General features: G+C 73.9%; 17 protein-coding genes and 2 tRNA genes. 12 read left to right on the top strand and 7 right to left on the bottom strand.

Annotated elements, in window-relative coordinates; all coding sequences use genetic code 11:
* Positions 1–86: 86 nt before the first annotated feature.
* A complete protein-coding gene (locus tag AB0M03_RS26005; protein WP_363494851.1) occupies positions 87–467 on the bottom strand; it encodes a hypothetical protein in 381 nt (126 codons plus the stop codon).
* The gene (locus AB0M03_RS26000) at positions 464–2,095 is read right to left on the bottom strand and encodes a class I adenylate-forming enzyme family protein (RefSeq protein ID WP_363494850.1); all 1,632 of its coding nucleotides are present in this window, start codon (positions 2,093–2,095) and stop codon (positions 464–466) included. The genes AB0M03_RS26005 and AB0M03_RS26000 overlap by 4 nt, the downstream gene beginning before the upstream one ends.
* Before the next feature lie 395 nt (positions 2,096–2,490).
* On the opposite strand from AB0M03_RS26000, the gene AB0M03_RS25995 reads away from it, so the two are divergent.
* The 5 genes from AB0M03_RS25995 (at position 2,491) to AB0M03_RS25975 (ending at position 5,778) form a co-directional block, all read left to right on the top strand.
* Positions 2,491–2,943 carry a hypothetical protein gene (locus AB0M03_RS25995; RefSeq protein WP_363494848.1) on the top strand — a complete coding sequence of 151 codons (453 nt, stop codon included), beginning with the start codon at positions 2,491–2,493 and terminating at the stop codon, positions 2,941–2,943.
* Positions 2,944–3,035: 92 nt separating this feature from the next.
* A complete protein-coding gene (locus AB0M03_RS25990; protein WP_363494846.1) occupies positions 3,036–3,449 on the top strand; it encodes a DUF3151 domain-containing protein in 414 nt (137 codons plus the stop codon).
* 93 nt (positions 3,450–3,542) lie between these two features.
* On the top strand, positions 3,543–3,959 hold the full coding sequence (locus AB0M03_RS25985; protein ID WP_363494844.1) for a GNAT family N-acetyltransferase: 417 nt from the start codon (positions 3,543–3,545) through the stop codon (positions 3,957–3,959).
* A 125-nt stretch (positions 3,960–4,084) separates the two neighbouring features.
* Positions 4,085–4,666: a hypothetical protein gene (locus AB0M03_RS25980; protein WP_363494842.1), complete on the top strand. Its 582-nt coding sequence runs from the start codon at positions 4,085–4,087 to the stop codon at positions 4,664–4,666.
* Between the two features lie 239 nt (positions 4,667–4,905).
* Positions 4,906–5,778, top strand: coding sequence for a DUF3152 domain-containing protein (locus tag AB0M03_RS25975; protein WP_363494840.1), 873 nt, complete (start codon positions 4,906–4,908; stop codon positions 5,776–5,778).
* A 47-nt stretch (positions 5,779–5,825) separates the two neighbouring features.
* Here the strand turns inward: AB0M03_RS25975 and AB0M03_RS25970 are convergent, their stop codons facing one another.
* From AB0M03_RS25970 to purS, 5 genes are all read right to left on the bottom strand, one after another.
* Positions 5,826–7,574: a hypothetical protein gene (locus AB0M03_RS25970; RefSeq protein ID WP_363494838.1), complete on the bottom strand. Its 1,749-nt coding sequence runs from the start codon at positions 7,572–7,574 to the stop codon at positions 5,826–5,828.
* 76 nt (positions 7,575–7,650) lie between these two features.
* Positions 7,651–8,463: a sterol carrier family protein gene (locus AB0M03_RS25965; RefSeq protein ID WP_363494836.1), complete on the bottom strand. Its 813-nt coding sequence runs from the start codon at positions 8,461–8,463 to the stop codon at positions 7,651–7,653.
* 68 nt (positions 8,464–8,531) lie between these two features.
* Positions 8,532–10,787, bottom strand: a complete 2,256-nt coding sequence (gene purL, locus AB0M03_RS25960; RefSeq protein WP_363494834.1) for a phosphoribosylformylglycinamidine synthase subunit PurL — start codon at positions 10,785–10,787, stop codon at positions 8,532–8,534.
* Positions 10,787–11,464, bottom strand: a complete 678-nt coding sequence (purQ, locus tag AB0M03_RS25955) for a phosphoribosylformylglycinamidine synthase subunit PurQ (RefSeq protein ID WP_363494832.1) — start codon at positions 11,462–11,464, stop codon at positions 10,787–10,789. The genes purL and purQ overlap by 1 nt, the downstream gene beginning before the upstream one ends.
* Entirely contained in the window at positions 11,461–11,715 is a 255-nt protein-coding gene (gene purS, locus AB0M03_RS25950; protein ID WP_363494830.1) for a phosphoribosylformylglycinamidine synthase subunit PurS, read from the bottom strand. The genes purQ and purS overlap by 4 nt, the downstream gene beginning before the upstream one ends.
* Positions 11,716–12,187: 472 nt before the next feature.
* Between purS and AB0M03_RS25945 the strand changes: the two genes are divergently transcribed.
* The 7 genes from AB0M03_RS25945 (at position 12,188) to AB0M03_RS25915 (ending at position 16,766) form a co-directional block, all read left to right on the top strand.
* Entirely contained in the window at positions 12,188–12,505 is a 318-nt protein-coding gene (locus tag AB0M03_RS25945) for an Lsr2 family protein (RefSeq protein ID WP_363494828.1), read from the top strand.
* A 147-nt stretch (positions 12,506–12,652) separates the two neighbouring features.
* Positions 12,653–12,725, top strand: a tRNA-Gly gene (locus tag AB0M03_RS25940).
* A gap of 56 nt (positions 12,726–12,781) precedes the next feature.
* Positions 12,782–12,854, top strand: a tRNA-Gly gene (locus tag AB0M03_RS25935).
* A gap of 172 nt (positions 12,855–13,026) precedes the next feature.
* Positions 13,027–14,001 (top strand): ABC transporter ATP-binding protein, encoded by a 975-nt coding sequence (locus tag AB0M03_RS25930; RefSeq protein WP_363494826.1) that lies wholly within the window; start codon positions 13,027–13,029, stop codon positions 13,999–14,001.
* Complete coding sequence (locus tag AB0M03_RS25925; protein WP_363494824.1) at positions 13,998–14,816, top strand: ABC transporter permease; 819 nt, start codon at positions 13,998–14,000, stop codon at positions 14,814–14,816. Before AB0M03_RS25930 ends, AB0M03_RS25925 begins: the two co-directional genes overlap by 4 nt.
* A gap of 97 nt (positions 14,817–14,913) precedes the next feature.
* Complete coding sequence (locus AB0M03_RS25920; RefSeq protein ID WP_363494945.1) at positions 14,914–16,155, top strand: sensor histidine kinase; 1,242 nt, start codon at positions 14,914–14,916, stop codon at positions 16,153–16,155.
* Positions 16,152–16,766 (top strand): response regulator transcription factor, encoded by a 615-nt coding sequence (locus tag AB0M03_RS25915; protein ID WP_363494822.1) that lies wholly within the window; start codon positions 16,152–16,154, stop codon positions 16,764–16,766. Before AB0M03_RS25920 ends, AB0M03_RS25915 begins: the two co-directional genes overlap by 4 nt.
* Positions 16,767–16,851: the final 85 nt, after the last annotated feature.

Here is a 16,851-nt window from a genome sequence, read left to right as displayed (position 1 = left end):
GAGCGAACCGGAGCCCCGGGGTTTCGTGCCCCCGGGGCTCCGGGGTCTGTGACTCACCCGCTCGCCTCCGAGCCGAAAGGCTCGGATCAGGCCGACATCTCCTTGGGCAGGAGCATGTCGCGGGCGATCTGCGGAAGCATCTCGTCGAAGAGCTGCTGGCCGCACAGTTCGCCGTCGAGGGTGTACGGGATGTCGTCGACCGGGATCACCAGGGCCGGCAGCACCGGGACGAGCCGGGCGCAGGCGGCCCGGGCGGCCCGCTGGGTGGACTCCTCGCGCTCCGCGTCGGCGGGCACGAAGGCCACCAGCAGCAGATCGCCGTAGTCGGGGATCTCGCCGATCAGGATCGCGGTCTGGCGGGCGGCGGGCAGTTCGGTGAGGGCCCGCTCCAGCAGCAGGAGCCGGGCTTCGAGGTCGGCTTCTTCCAGCTCGTCCTCGGGAGTGTGCGGCGGAACCGGCGTGGTCATGCGGGAATCTCCGTAGCTGACTGCTTGTCCAGGTGGATGTAGAGGTTGACCAGCGGCATGATCTCGGTGAGCAGCTCGCCGGTGCGGATGGTGCCGGTGGGGCTGTACGGGATGGCGTCGACCGGGATCACGTGTGCGGGGATCCACGGCGTGCGGCGGGCGCAGACGGCGCTGACCGCCCGGTACGCGGCCGCTTCCAGGTCCCTGGCCACCGGGACGAACGGCACTGCCAGCACCGGGCCGTGGTCGGGCACGTTCACCCGCAGCACGGCGAGGTCGCGGACGGCCGGCTGGTCCAGCAGCTCGGTCTCCAGGCCGAAGAAGGCCGCGTCGCGGTCGCCGGCCGCGCGGGCCCGGACGGCACCGGCGGTGCGGCCGGTGAGCTCGAGCCGGCCCTCGTAGTCGATGACGCCGTCGTCGCCGGTGAGCAGGAAGGGCCGCGGGCCCTGGCCGTCGCCGAGGTCGACCAGGACGGAGGGCGCGGGGGCGTCCCCGTAGGCGTCCATCAGCTGGTAGCTGGCGACCGCGACCCGGCCGCGGACGCCGGGCGGCAGCGGGCGGTGCTCGCCGTCCAGGACGGCGATGCCGATGCCCGGCATGGCGCGGCCGGAGCGGCACGGCGAGAGCGCCAGCTCGTCCGGGCCGAGCACGGTGACCAGGCCGGTCTCGGTGGAGCCGTAGTAGTGGTGCAGGACGGGGCCGAAGCGGTCCCAGGCCTCGTTCACGATCCAGCGGTTGAGGTGCTGGCCGCCGGTGAGCAGGAAGCGCAGCCGGGACGTCTCCCGCAGTTCGGCGGAGGCCGGGTGGGCGAGCAGCCGGGAGAGCACCGGGGGCACCATCAGCGTGGCGGTGACGCCCTCGTCGGTGATCAGCCGGCACATCTCGGCGAGGTCGTGGTACGGGCCCAGGACGACGGTGCCGCCGAGGGCGAAGAACACCCGTGCCCAGCCGGGGCTGGAGGCGTGGTACATCGGCACGGTGACCAGGTAGGTGTCGTCCTCGTCGAAGGCGAACTCGTCGACCAGTTCGGCGAGCCGGCGGGCCTCGTAGGAACGGCGGCGGATCACCAGGCGGGGCGAGCCGGCCGCGTCGTAGCTGACCGCGAAGGACTCGTAGGGCTGCGAGATCGGGGCGGTGACCGCGGTCTGCGCGGCGGCCAGCGTGGAGTACGCCACCGGCTCGCCCGCCTGCGGGTTCGGCACGATCGGCTCGGGGGCCGCCAACTCCTCGCCCACGCCGTGCAGGTGGACCTGGAGGACGCCCTCGCGGTCGGCCCAGCCGGCTGCGATCAGCAGCGGGCGGTGCAGCTTGCTGCTGACCACCACGGTCGGCCGGAGCTGCTCCAGGGCGTCGGCGGTGGCCTCGGCGGAGGCCTCGAAGTCGAGACCGGTGATCGGCACGCCCAGGGTCTCGAAGGCGGCCGTGGTGACGACCAGCTCCCAGCCGTTGCAGCAGAGGAAGGCGGCCCGGGCGGGGCGTCCCTCCGGCAGCACGGCGGCCAGACCGCCGGCCACCTTGGCTATCTCGTCGGCCAGTTCGGACCAGGTGATCCGGCGTCCGCCGTCCACCAGGGCGACACGGTCCGGCCTTTCAGCGGCGTGCCGCAGGGCGTCTTGCAGCTTGATCATCTCGAACTCCGTTCCAGTGGGCTGGAGTTGGCCCTTCTGGTTCATCCATCGTCTGGGGCGCCGGAACACCTGCCCGGCGGTGTCGCTGGGGAAGGTCGGGCTCTTGTCGCTGCACGCGGTCGCCGCCGAATGCGCGGGCACGCGTCGGGGACACCTCCCCGATGGAAACAAACCTTCCCGAAGGTATCAATAGCAATCGGCAGCTCCGATGCTCCGCGGGATCCGGCCCTCCCCGCACCGCCGCACCCCCTCCCACCTGCGGCGTCGCACGCGTGCGCGGATCCACGACGGCCGGTGCGCGGACCGGCAACACCCCCGTCCGGCCGGTCGGTAGCTTCGGCCGGGCACCACCCCACCGCGCCAGCTCACCGTCCCACCGTGGAAGGACCAGCCCCATGAAGCGCCGCCTCGTCGCCCTCACCGCCGCCCTCGCCATCGCCGCCGGCGGCGCCACCCTCGTCGCCGGCCAGGCCTCCGCCGACGACGGCAGCACTGCCGCGGCCTCGGCCGCCGGCTACAACGCCCTGCCCCCGTTCGCCGGCAAGACGTTCCTCATCACCGTGGACAACGGGAACGTCTACAAGAACACCTACTCCGCGGACGGCACCCAGCTGCACTCCGAGACCGTGCAGGGCAACGGCGTCGGCGAGGTCTTCGACGCCACCCTGGCCACCTCCCAGGTCGGCTGGAACCTCTACTTCACCAACTGGGTCGAGCCCAACGGCGTCACCGTGAGCCACGTGATGAACTTCAACAACAAGACCGTGCAGGTCTACTTCACCTTCCAGACCGCCACCGGCACCCGCCTCGGCCAGCTGCACAGCGCCACCATGACCCGCGTGGCCTGACCCCTCGGGCCCGCGCCTCCCCGGGCGTGCCGGGGCACCGCCCCACCCGGCGGTACCCCGGCACGCCGCCCGACAGTGGTTGACTGGACCGCATGAGCATTCACGAGAACCTGCTCGGCGGCCCCCCGCCGACCCACCTGCCGGCCGAGCCCGGGCCGCTGGAGGCGCTGGCCCAGGGCGCCTCGCCCTCCGAGGTCGCGGCGAAGTTCCCGACCTCCTCGCTCGCCTGGGCGCAGCTCGCCGACGACGCGTACGCCGCGGGCCGGGTCGTCGAGTCGTACGCCTACGCCCGCACCGGCTACCACCGGGGTCTGGACGCGCTGCGCCGCAACGGCTGGAAGGGCCACGGCCCGGTGCCGTGGGAGCACGAGCCCAACCGCGGCTTCCTGCGCGCCCTGCACGCACTCGGCCGGGCCGCCGCCTCCATCGACGAGAAGGACGAGGCCGAGCGCTGCGCCCAGTTCCTGCGCGACAGCTCGCCGACCGCCGCCGACACCCTGGGCTGACCACCACCGCCGGCCACGGCGGACCCGCGGGCGGCCCCAGGACCGCCCGCGGGCACCCGGCCGGCCAGACCCGCGCGAACGGAAACCGCACCCGTGGACATCCGCCGCATCACCGACCCCGCGGCCGTCACCGCCGCCGCGCACCTCTTCGACACGGCCCCCGAGCCGGCGGCCACCCGGCGCTTCCTCGCCGACGAAGGCCACCACCTGCTGATCGCCTACCTGGACGGCACCCCGGCCGGCATGGCCACCGGGGTGGAGACGACCCACCCCGACAAGGGCACCGAGATGTTCCTCTACGAACTCGGTGTCGACGAGCCGTACCGCGGACGCGGCATCGGCCGGGCCCTCGTCGCGGCCCTCGCCGACCTGGCCCGTGAGCGCAACTGCTACGGCATGTGGACGGTCACCGGCGGGGACGACGCGGCCGCCCTCGCGACGTACCGCGCGGCCGGAGGCGACCCGGAGGAGCGCCGGACCGTCATGTCCTGGACGTTCGACCGGGGCTGAGCCTCCCCGCCGCAGCATCGGTCGCTCCGCCACAGCGCGTCCCGGGCCCGCAGGCGGCAGGGCAGACTGTGCGCCTGACGGACCGCCGCACGACGGGTGCGGCCGCACGGACAGGAGCAAGACGCATGGCGGACACCCGGCGGCCCGGACCCGCAGCACTCGCGGCGGCCGGCCTGGCCCTGATCGCCGTGCAGGGCATCGGCCTGTGGGTCGGCAGCTCGGGCGGCCCGGCGTTCGTCGCCCGGGTGTGCGACCACCCGGTGGTGCTGGGCGTCCTCGCCCTCGTCCTGCTCGCCGCGGCGCTGTTCCTGCGGACGCGCTCCCGCATCGTCCGGGCCGAAACCGTGCTGGTCGCCGCCACCCTGACCGCCGGGGCCGTGGGCCTGCAGGCCATGGGGCTCCTCCCGGACTGGGAGGTGACGGACCGGAGGTCCGCGCCCGGGAACGCGGAACGCACCGTGGTGGTGGAGCAGGCCTCCGACTGGATCGACACGCTCACCCGGGTCTCCGTGGAGGACGGCTCCGGGCTCGTCCTGTGGCGCTGGCAGGTCGGCGAGTTCAGCAGCGACGACCCGGCGCTCGACGTCGCCTCGGTGGACTGGGCTGGCCCCGACCGGCTGCGCCTCACCGGCCCCGACGGCGATGTGCGCCTCGTCGACCTCGCCCCCGGCAGCGGCCGGCCCTCCCGCACCTTCTCCCGCTACTGACGCCGGCCGGCACCGGCGCCGTACGGGAACGGGCCCCACGGCCCGACGGCCTGCAACCGGACCGGACCGGAACGCGTCCTTCCGCGATGGACGGGACCCGTGACGGCGACGTCCGGGCGACCCCGTGCATACCGGGTATGTGGACATGGGGGCCGCTTGCGTGCGAGGGTGGATCGACGGTATCGATTCTGCAACACATGACGCTCCGTCACATCCTGTCCCCGACCAGAGAGTCCCTCGTGCGAGCAGCCTCCGCCACCAGGAACGCACCCGCGCCCGGCAGACGCCGCGCCCGTCAGCAGCGGCGGCGGCGGGCGCGGCGGCGCACGGCCTTCGGCATAGGCCTGCTCTGCTCACTCACGGTGCTGGGCGTCACGGCGTTCATGGTGCTCGGCGACAAGGACGGCACGGGCTCCGGCGGCCCGACCGCACAGGCCCGGCCGATCCCGCCGCTGAGCAGCTCCTCGACGGCCGCCCAGAAGGCCCCCGAGAGCCCGACTCCCACCCCGACACCGACCCCCAGCCCGACGCCCAGCCCCAGCGCGGTCACCGAGAAGGGCAAGGGCACCTTCACGATCGCCACCGCCAGCGGCAGCGCGGTCGGCAAGGGGACGGTCCGGCGCTACCGGGTGGAGGTCGAGGACGGCATCGGCATCGACCCGCAGGCCGCCGCCCGACAGGTCCAGGCGATCCTCAGCGACAAGCGCAGCTGGACGGCCGACGGGAAGAACGGCTTCAAGCTGGTCTCCGACGGCGTGTACGACTTCACCGTCAAGGTGGCCTCGCCCGACACCGTCGACCGGATCTGCGGATCGGCCGGCCTGGACACCAAGGGCGAGGTCAACTGCGACGTCGGCAAGCAGGTCGTCGTCAACTCCAAGCGCTGGCTGACCGGTTCCCCGCAGTTCAGCGGCACGCTCGACGACTACCGGGCCCTCATCGTCAACCACGAGGTCGGACACCGGATCGGCCACGGCCACGAGGGCTGCCCCGGCAAGGGCAAGCCCGCACCGGCCATGATGCAGCAGATCTACGGCCTCAACGGCTGCGTCTCCAACGCCTGGCCGTACACCGCCGAGGGCGTCTACATCAGCGGCCCGAGCGTCCCGTAGGGCCTGTCCGAGGCACCTGGACGGTCCACCCGGGGCCACCCGTCCGGTCAGTACGCGATCGCCGCCACGCCCTCCGCGGTGCCGGCCACCAGCAGCCCCCCGGCGAGGGCCAGCGCCCAGACCTGCGAGCCGAGCCGCACGTCGAGCGGCTCCGCCGCCCCCGGCACCCGGACCCGCACCAGGCCGTCCGCCCAGGCCGCCGCCACCACCGGGCCGGCCGGGGTGTCGGCCGCGGCGAGCGCGGTGACCTGGCCCCCGCGACGGTCGAGGGCTTCGTCGGCCGGGGCGTCGGCGCCGTCCGCCCACACCCGCACCGAGCCGTCGAACCCGCCGCTGACCAGCAGCCCGGTCGTTCCGGCCAGCGCCGTCACCGGGCCCTCGTGCAGCTTCTCGCCGACCGCCCCGACCCCGGTCCCGTACCGGTGGACGGCGCCCGTGTCGTCGCCGACGGCCGGCAGTCCCTCCGCGCCGGTGGCGGCGATCGCGCTCAACCCGCCCCTGGCGGCCGCCCGCAGGGCCTCCAGGGCCGCCTCGACGGCCTCTGCGGGGTGGGCGGCGCCCGGCCGGGGCAGTGCGGCCGCGGTGCCCTCCGCGTCCAGCAGGACGACGGTGCCGTCCGCGGCCGCGGTCAGCCCGCGCAGCGGCCGGGCGGCGGGCAGCGCGACCCGGGCCAGCGGACGGCCGGTCGGCGCGTCGACGGTGCGGACGACGCCCGACGGGTCGGCCAGCAGCAGCTGCCCGGCGTAGCCGCCGGTGCCGACCGCGAGGCCGGCCACCGGTCCCGGCCAGCCCTTCGAGGAGTCCGGCCACATCGCCCAGACCGCCCGCCAGGGCGCGGGGACGGCCGCCAGGCGCTCGGCGGCCTCGTCGTCCATGCCGATCAGCCGGGTCCGCAGCACGGCCGCCCGGACGGCCGGGTCGGGCTCGCCGACCAGTGCCGGGCCGGCCGCCGTCCAGGCGGCGGGGACGGCGCCGTACACCTGGTCCAGGGCCGCCGTGACCGCCACCGGCTCGGCGCGGCTGAGGAGTTGGGCGTCGGCGAGCATGCCTTCGGCCGAGCCGTCGCGGGCGGCGGCGGTCCACAGGTCACCGAGCAGGGCGGCGTCCGCGGCACCGAGGTCGGGCCGGCCGTCGGGGTGGCGCGGCACCCGGGCGATCAGCTCCGCGCCCGTCTCGGCCGGGCGGCCGGCCGTTCCTTCGGCCGCACCGGGGCTGGGGTAGGCAGCGGGGTCGGCCCCGACCGCGGCTGCCCAGGCGGCGAACCGCGCGGGCTCCGTCCACTGCGGCAGGTCGAGGTCCAGGACAGCGGGCTCGGGCACCACCGTGCCGAAGGCGACCGCCGCGGCACCGCCGTCGGGCGCCTCGACGACCATCCGCACCAGCTCGGACTCGGCCAGCGGCCGCAGCAGCCCGGCCACCAGGTGGGAGGGGTGCACGGCGCGGCCGAGGTCGGGGACGCAGACCACGATCCGCAGGCCGTCGTCCTCGAGCGCGGCGAGCAGTTCGTCCGGGCGGCGGACGAGGTGGCCGAGCTGCCGGCCGAGCTGCCAGAGCGCGCTGTCGACGGTGAGCCGTTCCCCGGCGAGCACCGCGTGCACCCGCCGGTGCTCGGGCACGTCCTCGCCGGTGCCGGCCTCGGCGAGCCAGGAGAGCAGATGGGTCTTGCCCGCCCCGGCCGAGCCGGCCACCCGGCACAGCCGCGGCGCCCGCTCGTCCGCGAGCCAGCCGAGCAGCGCCCGCCCGGCCGGCCTGCGGCCCGCCCTCAGCGGCGGTATCCCAAGCGCGCCGTCACTCATGCCCTGGTCCCCTCGTAGCCCGGTGAACGACCCATGAGCTTAGACCGACCGGCACATGGGGGGCGGCGACGGTGCGTCAGCCCAGCACGGGCAGCAGGCCGCCGATGTCGCTGCGCTCGCCGCTGGCCTGCACCTCGGCGGCCTCGACGGCGTCCGGCCAGGCGCGGCGTCCGGTGGCGAGCCGGATCCAGGTGAGCGGGTCGGTCTCGACGACGTTCGGCGGGGTGCCGCGGGTGTGCCGGGGGCCCACCACGGCCTGCACGACCGCGTACGGCGGAATCCTCAACTCCACGGCGCCGCCGGGCGCCTGATCCGCGAAGGCGTCGGCGAGCAGCCGGGTGGCGGCGGCCACCGCCTGCCGGTCGTGCGGGAAGGCGTCGAGGCCGAGCGCGTCCGCGAGGTCGTCCGCGTGCACCACGGTCTCCACCAGCCGGGTGACCAGGAAGTCGGCGAGCGGCATCGGCCCGAAGCGCATCGCGATCCGCCGCCCGGGCTCCGCGGCGGCGGGGCCGGCGAGCACGGCGAGCAGTTCGTCGCAGCGGCGGTCGAACTCGGCGGCGACCTCGTCCCGGGTCCCGGCGAAGGGGCCGGCGGCGAGTTCCTCGGCGATGTCGTTGATGGTGGCGGCCGCGGTACGGGTGCTGCGGGCCCAGTCCAGGGGCGTGATCGCCGCGGCGTCCGGCAGCGGGTCGTCCAGGTGGGCCGGCACCCAGCTGACGACCATGCCCAGGTGGGACACCAACTCCCGTACCCGCCAGTCGCCGAGGCGGGTCGGCAGGTCCAGCTGGTCCCCGGTCAGGCCGCGGACGGCGCCGCGCAGCGCCTCGGTCTGCCCGGCGAGCGCGGTGCGCACCTTCGCCGGGTCGTACGTGCGGGTCTTGGTCGGCATACGGGGCAGCGTAGCGCCGAGGGGCGGCCGGCTCCGGAGAGCCGACCGCCCCTCGGGACGTACGCCGGTCAGGCGAGCAGGGCCTCGATGACGCCGGTGTGGGCGTCCTTCAGCTCCGCCAGCGTGACGGTGAACTGGCCCTGGACCTCCAGCGCGTCGCCGTCGACGACGCCGATCCGGGCGGCGGGCAGGCCGCGGGCACCGCACATGTCGTTGAACCGGACCTCCTCGCTGCGCGGCACGGAGACCACCGCGCGGCCGGCCGACTCGGAGAACAGGAACACGAACGGGTCCGTGCCCTCCGGGACGACCACGCGGGCGCCGTTGCCGCCCTTGAGGCAGCTCTCGACCAAGGCCTGGCCGAGGCCGCCGTCGGAGAGGTCGTGCGCGGCGTCGATCATGCCGTCGCGGGAGGCCGCGATCAGGATCTCGCCGAGCAGCCGCTCGCGCTCCAGGTCGACCTTGGGCGGCAGGCCGCCGAGGTGGTCGTGGGCGACCTGGGCCCAGGCGGAGCCGCCGAGCTCGTCCTCGGTGTCGCCGAGCAGGTACAGCAGCTGGCCCTGCTCCCCGAAGCCGATCGGGGTGCGGCGGGTGACGTCGTCGATGACGCCGAGCACCGCGACCACCGGGGTCGGGTGGATGGCGACCTCGCCGGTCTGGTTGTACAGCGAGACGTTGCCGCCGGTGACCGGGGTGCCGAGCACCTGGCAGGCGTCGGCGAGGCCGCGGGTCGCCTCGGCGAACTGCCACATCACGTCCGGGTCCTCGGGGGAGCCGAAGTTGAGGCAGTCGGAGACGGCGAGCGGCTTGGCGCCGCCGGCCGCGACGTTGCGGTACGCCTCGGCCAGGGCCAGCTGGGCGCCGGTGTACGGGTCCAGCTTGGCGTAGCGGCCGTTGCCGTCGGTGGCGACCGAGACGCCGAGGTTGGTCTCCTCGTCGATCCGGATCATGCCGGAGTCCTCGGGCACCGAGAGCACGGTGTTGCCGAGCACGTAGCGGTCGTACTGGTCGGTGATCCAGGACTTGGAGGCCTGGTTCGGCGAGCCGGCGACCTTGAGCAGGGCGTCCTTGAGCTCGGCGCCGTTCGCCGGGCGGGCGAGCCGCTCGGCGGTGGGGGCGTCGGCCTGCAGCGCGTCCTGCCAGCTCGGGCGGGCGAAGGGGCGGTGGTAGGTCGGGCCCTCGTGGGCGACGGTGCGCGGGGGCACGTCCACGACCTGCTCGCCGTGCCAGAAGATCTCCAGGCGCTCGCCGTCGGTCACCTCGCCGATGACGGTGGCGATGACGTCCCACTTCTCGCAGATGGCGAGGAAGCGCTCGACCTTGTCCGGCTCGACGATGGCGCACATGCGCTCCTGCGACTCGCTCATGAGGATCTCCTCGGGCGAGAGCGTGTTGTCGCGCAGCGGCACGGTGTCGAGGTCGATCCGCATGCCGCCGGTGCCGGCCGAGGCGAGCTCGGAGGTGGCGCAGGAGAGGCCGGCGCCGCCGAGGTCCTGGATGCCGGCGACCAGGTTCTCCTTGAAGATCTCCAGGGTGCACTCGATGAGGAGCTTCTCCTGGAACGGGTCGCCGACCTGGACGGCGGGGCGCTTGGCCGGGCCGGTGGACTCGAAGGTCTCCGAGGCGAGCACCGAGACGCCGCCGATGCCGTCGCCGCCGGTGCGGGCGCCGTAGAGGATGACCTTGTTGCCGGGGCCGGAGGCCTTGGCGAGGTGGATGTCCTCGTGCTTCATGACGCCGACGCAGAGCGCGTTGACCAGCGGGTTGCCCTGGTAGCAGGGGTCGAAGACGACCTCGCCGCCGATGTTGGGCAGGCCCAGGCAGTTGCCGTAGCCGCCGATGCCGGCGACGACGCCCGGGAGCACCCGGCGGGTGTCCGGGTGGTCGGCCGCACCGAAGCGCAGCGGGTCCATCACCGCGACCGGGCGGGCGCCCATCGCGAGGATGTCGCGGACGATGCCGCCGATGCCGGTGGCCGCGCCCTGGTAGGGCTCGATGTACGACGGGTGGTTGTGCGACTCGACCTTGAAGGTGACCGCGTAGCCCTGGCCGACGTCGACGACGCCGGCGTTCTCGCCGATGCCGACGAGCATGGCGTCGTTCTCCGGGGCCTTCTCGCCGAACTGCTTCAGGTGGACCTTGGAGCTCTTGTACGAACAGTGCTCCGACCACATGACGGAGTACATCGCGAGCTCGGCGCCGGTCGGCCGGCGGCCGAGGATCTCCCGGATGCGCGTGTACTCGTCCTCCTTGAGGCCGAGTTCGGCCCAGGGCTGGGCGGCGTCCGGGGTCTGCTCGGCGTTCTTGACGGTGTCGAGGCTCATCAGGCGTTCACCAGCTGCTTCAGGACGGAAGTGAAGAAGCCCAGGCCCTCGGTGGTCGGGCCGGTGAGCGGCTCCACGGCGTGCTCCGGGTGCGGCATCAGGCCGACGACGTTGCCGGTGGCGTTGGTGATGCCGGCGATGTCGCGGTACGAACCGTTCGGATTGACGTCGAGGTAACGGGCCACGACCCGTCCCTCGGCCTCGAGTTCGTCGAGGACGTGCTCGTCGGCGACGAAGCGGCCCTCGCCGTTCTTCAGCGGCACGACGATTTCCTGGCCGCTGCTGTAATCGGACGTCCACGCTGTGTCGGCGTTCTCGATGCGCAGCTTCTGGTCGCGGCAGATGAAGTGCAGCGAGTCGTTGCGGGTGAGCGCACCGGGCAGCAGGTGCGATTCGCAGAGCACCTGGAAGCCGTTGCAGATACCGAGGACGGGCATTCCCTGCCGGGCCTGCTCGATGATGGTGTCCATGACCGGCGAGAAGCGGGAGATGGCCCCGCAGCGCAGATAGTCGCCGTACGAGAATCCGCCCGGCAGAACGACCGCGTCGACCTGGTGCAGGTCCTTGTCGCGGTGCCAGAGGGCGACCGGCTCCGCGCCGGCGAGGCGGACCGCGCGCTGTGCGTCGCGGTCGTCGAGGGATCCGGGGAAAGTGACGACGCCAACGCGGGTGGTCACTTCGCCTCCTCCTCGACGCGGACGGTGAAGTCCTCGATCACGGTGTTGGCGAGAAACGTCTCGGCGGCCTCGCGGATGCGGGCCAGCGCGGCGTCGTCGACCGGCCCTTCCAGCTCCAGCTCGAAACGCTTGCCCTGGCGGACGTCGGCGATCCCGGCGAAGCCGAGACGCGGCAGTGCACGCTGCACCGCCTGTCCCTGGGGGTCGAGGATCTCCGGCTTGAGCATGACGTCGACTACGACGCGTGCCACTGGCACTCCCGGTGGTGATTGCGAAGGCGGGGGACCTTCAGACTACCTGGGATTTCGGGCCCCTCCGCGGGCCACTCCTAGCGACGCGCGTAGACAAACGCCCCTTACGCAGCAAGGGCTCCGGGCGTTCGAAGCCCTCCCGGGCATCCTCCCGGGTGCCCCTTTTCTCCGGATTCAATCCCCGCCCGGGCGGCCCCTCCGAGAACACCCGAATACCGGCACACCGGACATGTCGGCCACGCCTATCGACGGCAATCCTCCCCCTCGTGAAGCCTCGTGAATATCCGGAAAAAAGGAATGCCGGGGCCTTCGATTTCCAGCCCCTTTGGGTGCAGAATAGGGCGACCGGCGGCAGCAAGCGGCTGTCTTTCGGCACGGCGTGCCCGCCTGCCGTCATGCGCCCGCACCGCCGGCGGACGGGCCACCGGGCACCAGCACCCGGCGGCCGAATTGCCCGAGAGGATTGACACCCATGGCTCAGCGTGTAGTCGTCACGCTCTCCGACGACCTGGACGGCGGCGCCGCCGCAGAAACCGTCCACTTCGGTGTCGACGGGAAGTCGTACGAGATCGACCTCTCCGTGGAGAACGCGGAGAAGCTGCGGGAGGCCCTCGCCCCGTTCGTCGCGGCCGGCCGCCGACAGAGCCGCACCGGCAAGTCCTTCCGGCGCACCGCCCTCACCCCGGACCCGGCCGCCGTGCGCAAGTGGGCCCAGTCGCACGGCATGGAGCTGCCCGCCCGCGGCCGCATCCCCAAGGCCGTCTACGAGCAGTTCGCCGAGGCCAACTGAGGTCCGGCCGCAGCAGCAGCCCCGCCCCGGTACCCCTCCGGGGAAAGGGTGGGGCGAGCACTCCGATCGATGGGGTAGAGTATTTCTCGTCGCCGCAACCGGGGGCCGAAAGGCAGCCGGGCGGGGCGATCGGTGCCCAGGCACCATGCGGACGTGGCTCAGTTGGTAGAGCATCACCTTGCCAAGGTGAGGGTCGCGAGTTCGAATCTCGTCGTCCGCTCGCAGTGTCGAGCAAACAGCAGTTCCGCCCGACCCGGCAGTACAACTCAACAGCATGCGGACGTGGCTCAGTTGGTAGAGCATCACCTTGCCAAGGTGAGGGTCGCGAGTTCGAATCTCGTCGTCCGCTCCGAATACGAAGGGCTCCCTCTCGCGAGGGGGCCCTTCGTGGTTTCCGGCCTGTCCCACATCCGGCCCCGCCGGGCGCCATGACATTTGTCACCACCGACCCGTGGAAGCGCACGGGCAGCCGATGACGGCGCGCACTGACCGTGCGCGCCGCGCGCCGGAAGGCTGGAGGCATGAAGGACACCAGCCACTCCGGGCCCGCCGTCGAGGCCGTGGAACTGCACCGCCGCTACGGCCCGGCCGGCCCGAACGGCTTCGACGCCGTCCGCGGCCTCGACCTCACCGTCCACCGCGGCGAGCTCTTCGCCCTGCTCGGCACCAACGGCGCCGGCAAGACGTCGACCATGGAACTCCTGGAGGGCCTCGCCGCCCCGACCGCCGGCCGGGTGCGCGTGCTCGGCCGCGACCCGCACCGCGAGCGCACCGCCGTCCGGCCGCGGATCGGCATCATGCTGCAGGAGGGCGGCTTCCCCGGCGACCTCACCGTCGCCGAGACCTGCCGCGGCTGGGCCGGGCTCACCACCGGCGCCCGGCCCGTCGACGAGGCCCTCGGCCTGGTCGGCCTCGGCGACCGGGCCGGCGTCCGGGTCAAGCAGCTCTCCGGCGGCGAGCGCCGCCGCCTCGACCTCGCCGTCGCCCTGCTCGGCCGCCCCGAGGTGCTCTTCCTCGACGAGCCCAGCACCGGCCTGGACCCGGAGGCCCGCGCCGCCGTCTGGCGGCTGATCCGCGAGCTCCGCGGCGAGGGCACCACCGTCCTCCTCACCACCCACTACCTGGAGGAGGCCGAGGAGCTCGCCGACCGGCTCGCCATCATGCGCGCCGGACGGATCGCCGCCACCGGCACCGTTGGCGAGGTCATCGCCGACCGCCCGGCCCGGATCGCCTTCGAGCTCCCCGAGCGCTGCGGCCCGTACGAGGCGCTCGGCCTGCCCGCCCTGCCCGCCGCCGAGGTCACCGCGGAAGGGCGCCGGATCACCGTCCGCACCCACCGGCTGCAGAGCGACCTCACCGACCTCCTCGGCTGGGCCGCCCACCACGGCGTCGCCCTCGGCGGGCTGGAGGCCCGCAGCGCCACCCTCGAAGAGGCCTTCCTCGCCATTGCCGCCGAAGCGGCCGCCACCCCCGAGACGATCGGCAGCACCCGATGACCGCGCCCGCCGCCCCCGCCCCGACCACCACCGCGGGCCGCCTGCTCGCCCTCGGCCGCACCGAGGCCACCCTGCTGCTCCGCAACCGCACCGCGCTCTTCATGGCCGCCGCAATGCCGCTGGTCATGATGGTGGCCCTCAAGGGCATCCTCGACCAGCAGGCCGCGACCACCCCGAACCTCGACCTGCACGCCAACCTGGTCAACGGCGTCGCCGGTCTGGTCCTGCTCTTCGTCGTCTACTACAACCTCACCACCGCCTACGTCGCCCGCCGCGGCGAGCTCGTGCTCAAGCGGCTGCGCACCGGCGAGGCCCGCGACCTGGAGATCCTCGGCGGCACCGCGCTGCCCTCGGTCGTCCTCGGCCTGCTGGAGTGCGGCCTGATCGGCGCGGTCGGCGCCGCCCGGCTCGGCCTGCCCGCCCCGGTCAACCCGCTGCTGATGGCCCTCGGCCTGCTCCTCGGCATCGGACTGCTGATCGCCCTGGCCGCCGCCACCAGCGCCTTCACCAAGACGGTGGAGACCGCGGGCATCACCACCCTGCCGCTGCTGTTCCTCGCCCAGATGGGCTCCGGCCTGCTCCTCCCGCTGGAGACCATGCCCGACGGCCTGGCCACCGCCTGCCGCCTGCTGCCCACCACCCCGGCCTTCCAGCTGATGCGCCTCGGCTGGTTCGGTACCGACGGCTCCGACGAGCCCACCGGCTTCCCGGGCAGCTGGCTGGAGGCCCTCCCCCACCTCGGACTCGGCGTCCTGTGGCTGGCCGCCGGCGTCTGGGCCGCCCGCCGCTGGTTCCGCTGGGAGCCCCGCCGCTGACCGCACCCGTTACCCCCGGAACACACCCGTATTCGCCGACCACCGCTGATGGGAGGATCTGACGACCGTGCATCCGTCGAGAGGGGACGACGTGGACATGCCGAAGCCGGCCCGGCGCTGGCGGGACGTCGGCAAGCCCAAGCGCACCGAGATCTTCATCCGCTGGTCGCTGTACCTGACCGGCCTGCTCCAGCCGCTGGTCGTCGTCGGCGCGCTCACCGGGCAGGACGGCGAGGGCCTGCCCGCCCCCACCCGGATCGCGATCGCCACGGCCTCGCTCGCCACCACGGCGCTGTTCCTCGTGTGCTGCCGCACCGGGCTCGAGCACTACCTGGGCCGCCGCCCGCGGCCCACCGGCTGGCTGACCGCCTTCACCGCGACCGCCCTCGGCGGGTACTGGGCCGTGCTCGGCACCTACCACTCCGGCAGCACCGAGGCCGTCCCCTCCGGGGTCGTCGCCGCCACCTGGCTGCTGGTCTTCTGGTTCGCCCCGCTGGCCATCGCCGTACCCGCCAAGGCCTGCGCCCCGATCGGCCTGCTCGGCCTGCTGCTCTGCGCCCCCGCCGCCCTGGTCGGCGGCGTGCCCGCCGGGGCCGCGGCCGGCCTGGCGGTCGGCAACGCCGTCTCCATGGTCCTGGTCGGCGCCACCTGGCGCGGCTCCGCCTGGATCGTCGCCGTGGTCTGGGAACTCGACACCGCCCGCGAGGCCCAGGCCCGGCTCGCCGTCGCCGAGGAACGGCTCCGCTTCTCCCGCGACCTGCACGACGTGCTCGGCCGCAACCTCACCACCATCGCCCTCAAGAGCGAGCTCGCCGTTCAGCTCGCCCGCCGCGGACGCACCGAGGCCGCCGACCAGATGGTCGAGGTCCAGCGGATCGCCCAGGACTCGCAGCGCGAGGTCCGCGAGGTCGTCCGCGGCTACCGCACCGCCGACCTCGCCGCCGAGGTCGCCGGTGCCCGTTCGGTGCTGCGCGCCGCCGGCGTCGAGTGCGACATCGACCTCGGGCCGGACGCCGCCTCCCTCTCCGCCGTCGCCCAGTCCGTGCTCGGCTGGGTCGTCCGCGAGGCCACCACCAACGTGCTGCGGCACAGCGAGGCCGGGCACTGCACCGTCACCCTGCGGCTCGACGGCGGCCACGCCCGGCTGGAGGTGGAGAACGACGGCGTGGGCGAGCGCCCCGAACCGCGCGACCACCCCGGCACCGGCCTGCTGGGCCTGCGCGAACGGCTCGCCGCCCACGGCGGCGGGCTCACCCTCCCGCCCGCCGACCCGGGCCGGTTCCGCCTCACCGCATCGCTCCCGCTGAACCTGCCGGCCCTGGAGGTGGCCGCCCCGTGACCGAACCCGTCCGCGTCCTGCTCGCCGACGACGAGCACCTCATCCGCGGCGCCCTCGCCACCCTCCTCGGGCTGGAGGAAGACCTCCGGGTGGTGGCCCAGGCCGCCTCCGGGCCGGAGGCCCTCGCCATGGCCCGCGCCCACCGGCCGGACGTAGCCGTCCTCGACCTCCAGATGCCGGGCCTGGACGGGATCGAGGTCGCCGCCGAACTCCGGCACGTCCTGCCCTCCTGCCGGACGATGATCGTCACCGGGCACGGCCGGCCGGGATACCTCAAGCGGGCCCTGGAGGTCGGCGTCCGCGGCTTCCTCCCGAAGACCGTCTCCGCCTCCGACCTCGCCGGCATCATCCGCACCGTGGTGGCCGGTGGCCGCTACGTCGACCCCGAACTCGCCGCCGACGCCATCAGCGCCGGCGACAGCCCGCTCACCCCCCGCGAGACGGACGTCCTGGAGCTGGCCGCCCACGGCACCTCGATCGCCGAGATCGCCGAACGTGCCGCCCTCTCCCCCGGCACCGTCCGCAACTACCTGTCCTCCGCCGCCGGCAAACTCGGCGCCGAGAACCGCCACGCCGCCGTCCGCCTGGCCCGCGAACACGGCTGGATCTAGCTCCGGGAACCTGGGTCCGGCTCCGGGAACAGGGCGGGCGAAAACAGGGGCGCGTGGGGCGCCTCCCGGCCGAAGGCTGGGAGGC

This window comes from Kitasatospora sp. NPDC051914 (assembly GCF_040680995.1).
In the GTDB taxonomy this organism is placed as follows: domain Bacteria; phylum Actinomycetota; class Actinomycetes; order Streptomycetales; family Streptomycetaceae; genus Kitasatospora.
Note: the sequence above shows the minus strand (reverse complement) of the source record. Positions and strands in the feature narration are given on the sequence as shown.

Coding starts and splice junctions, on each gene's coding strand:
- AB0M03_RS25965 (WP_363494836.1), bottom strand. CDS start 8,463: ATGCCGACCAAGACCCGCACGTACGACCCGGCGAAGGTGCGCACCGCG.
- AB0M03_RS25980 (WP_363494842.1), top strand. CDS start 4,085: ATGGCGGACACCCGGCGGCCCGGACCCGCAGCACTCGCGGCGGCCGGC.
- AB0M03_RS26000 (WP_363494850.1), bottom strand. CDS start 2,095: ATGATCAAGCTGCAAGACGCCCTGCGGCACGCCGCTGAAAGGCCGGAC.
- purL (WP_363494834.1), bottom strand. CDS start 10,787: ATGAGCCTCGACACCGTCAAGAACGCCGAGCAGACCCCGGACGCCGCC.
- AB0M03_RS25930 (WP_363494826.1), top strand. CDS start 13,027: ATGAAGGACACCAGCCACTCCGGGCCCGCCGTCGAGGCCGTGGAACTG.
- AB0M03_RS25995 (WP_363494848.1), top strand. CDS start 2,491: ATGAAGCGCCGCCTCGTCGCCCTCACCGCCGCCCTCGCCATCGCCGCC.
- AB0M03_RS25920 (WP_363494945.1), top strand. CDS start 14,914: ATGCCGAAGCCGGCCCGGCGCTGGCGGGACGTCGGCAAGCCCAAGCGC.
- AB0M03_RS25925 (WP_363494824.1), top strand. CDS start 13,998: ATGACCGCGCCCGCCGCCCCCGCCCCGACCACCACCGCGGGCCGCCTG.
- AB0M03_RS25945 (WP_363494828.1), top strand. CDS start 12,188: ATGGCTCAGCGTGTAGTCGTCACGCTCTCCGACGACCTGGACGGCGGC.
- AB0M03_RS25970 (WP_363494838.1), bottom strand. CDS start 7,574: ATGAGTGACGGCGCGCTTGGGATACCGCCGCTGAGGGCGGGCCGCAGG.
- AB0M03_RS26005 (WP_363494851.1), bottom strand. CDS start 467: ATGACCACGCCGGTTCCGCCGCACACTCCCGAGGACGAGCTGGAAGAA.
- AB0M03_RS25990 (WP_363494846.1), top strand. CDS start 3,036: ATGAGCATTCACGAGAACCTGCTCGGCGGCCCCCCGCCGACCCACCTG.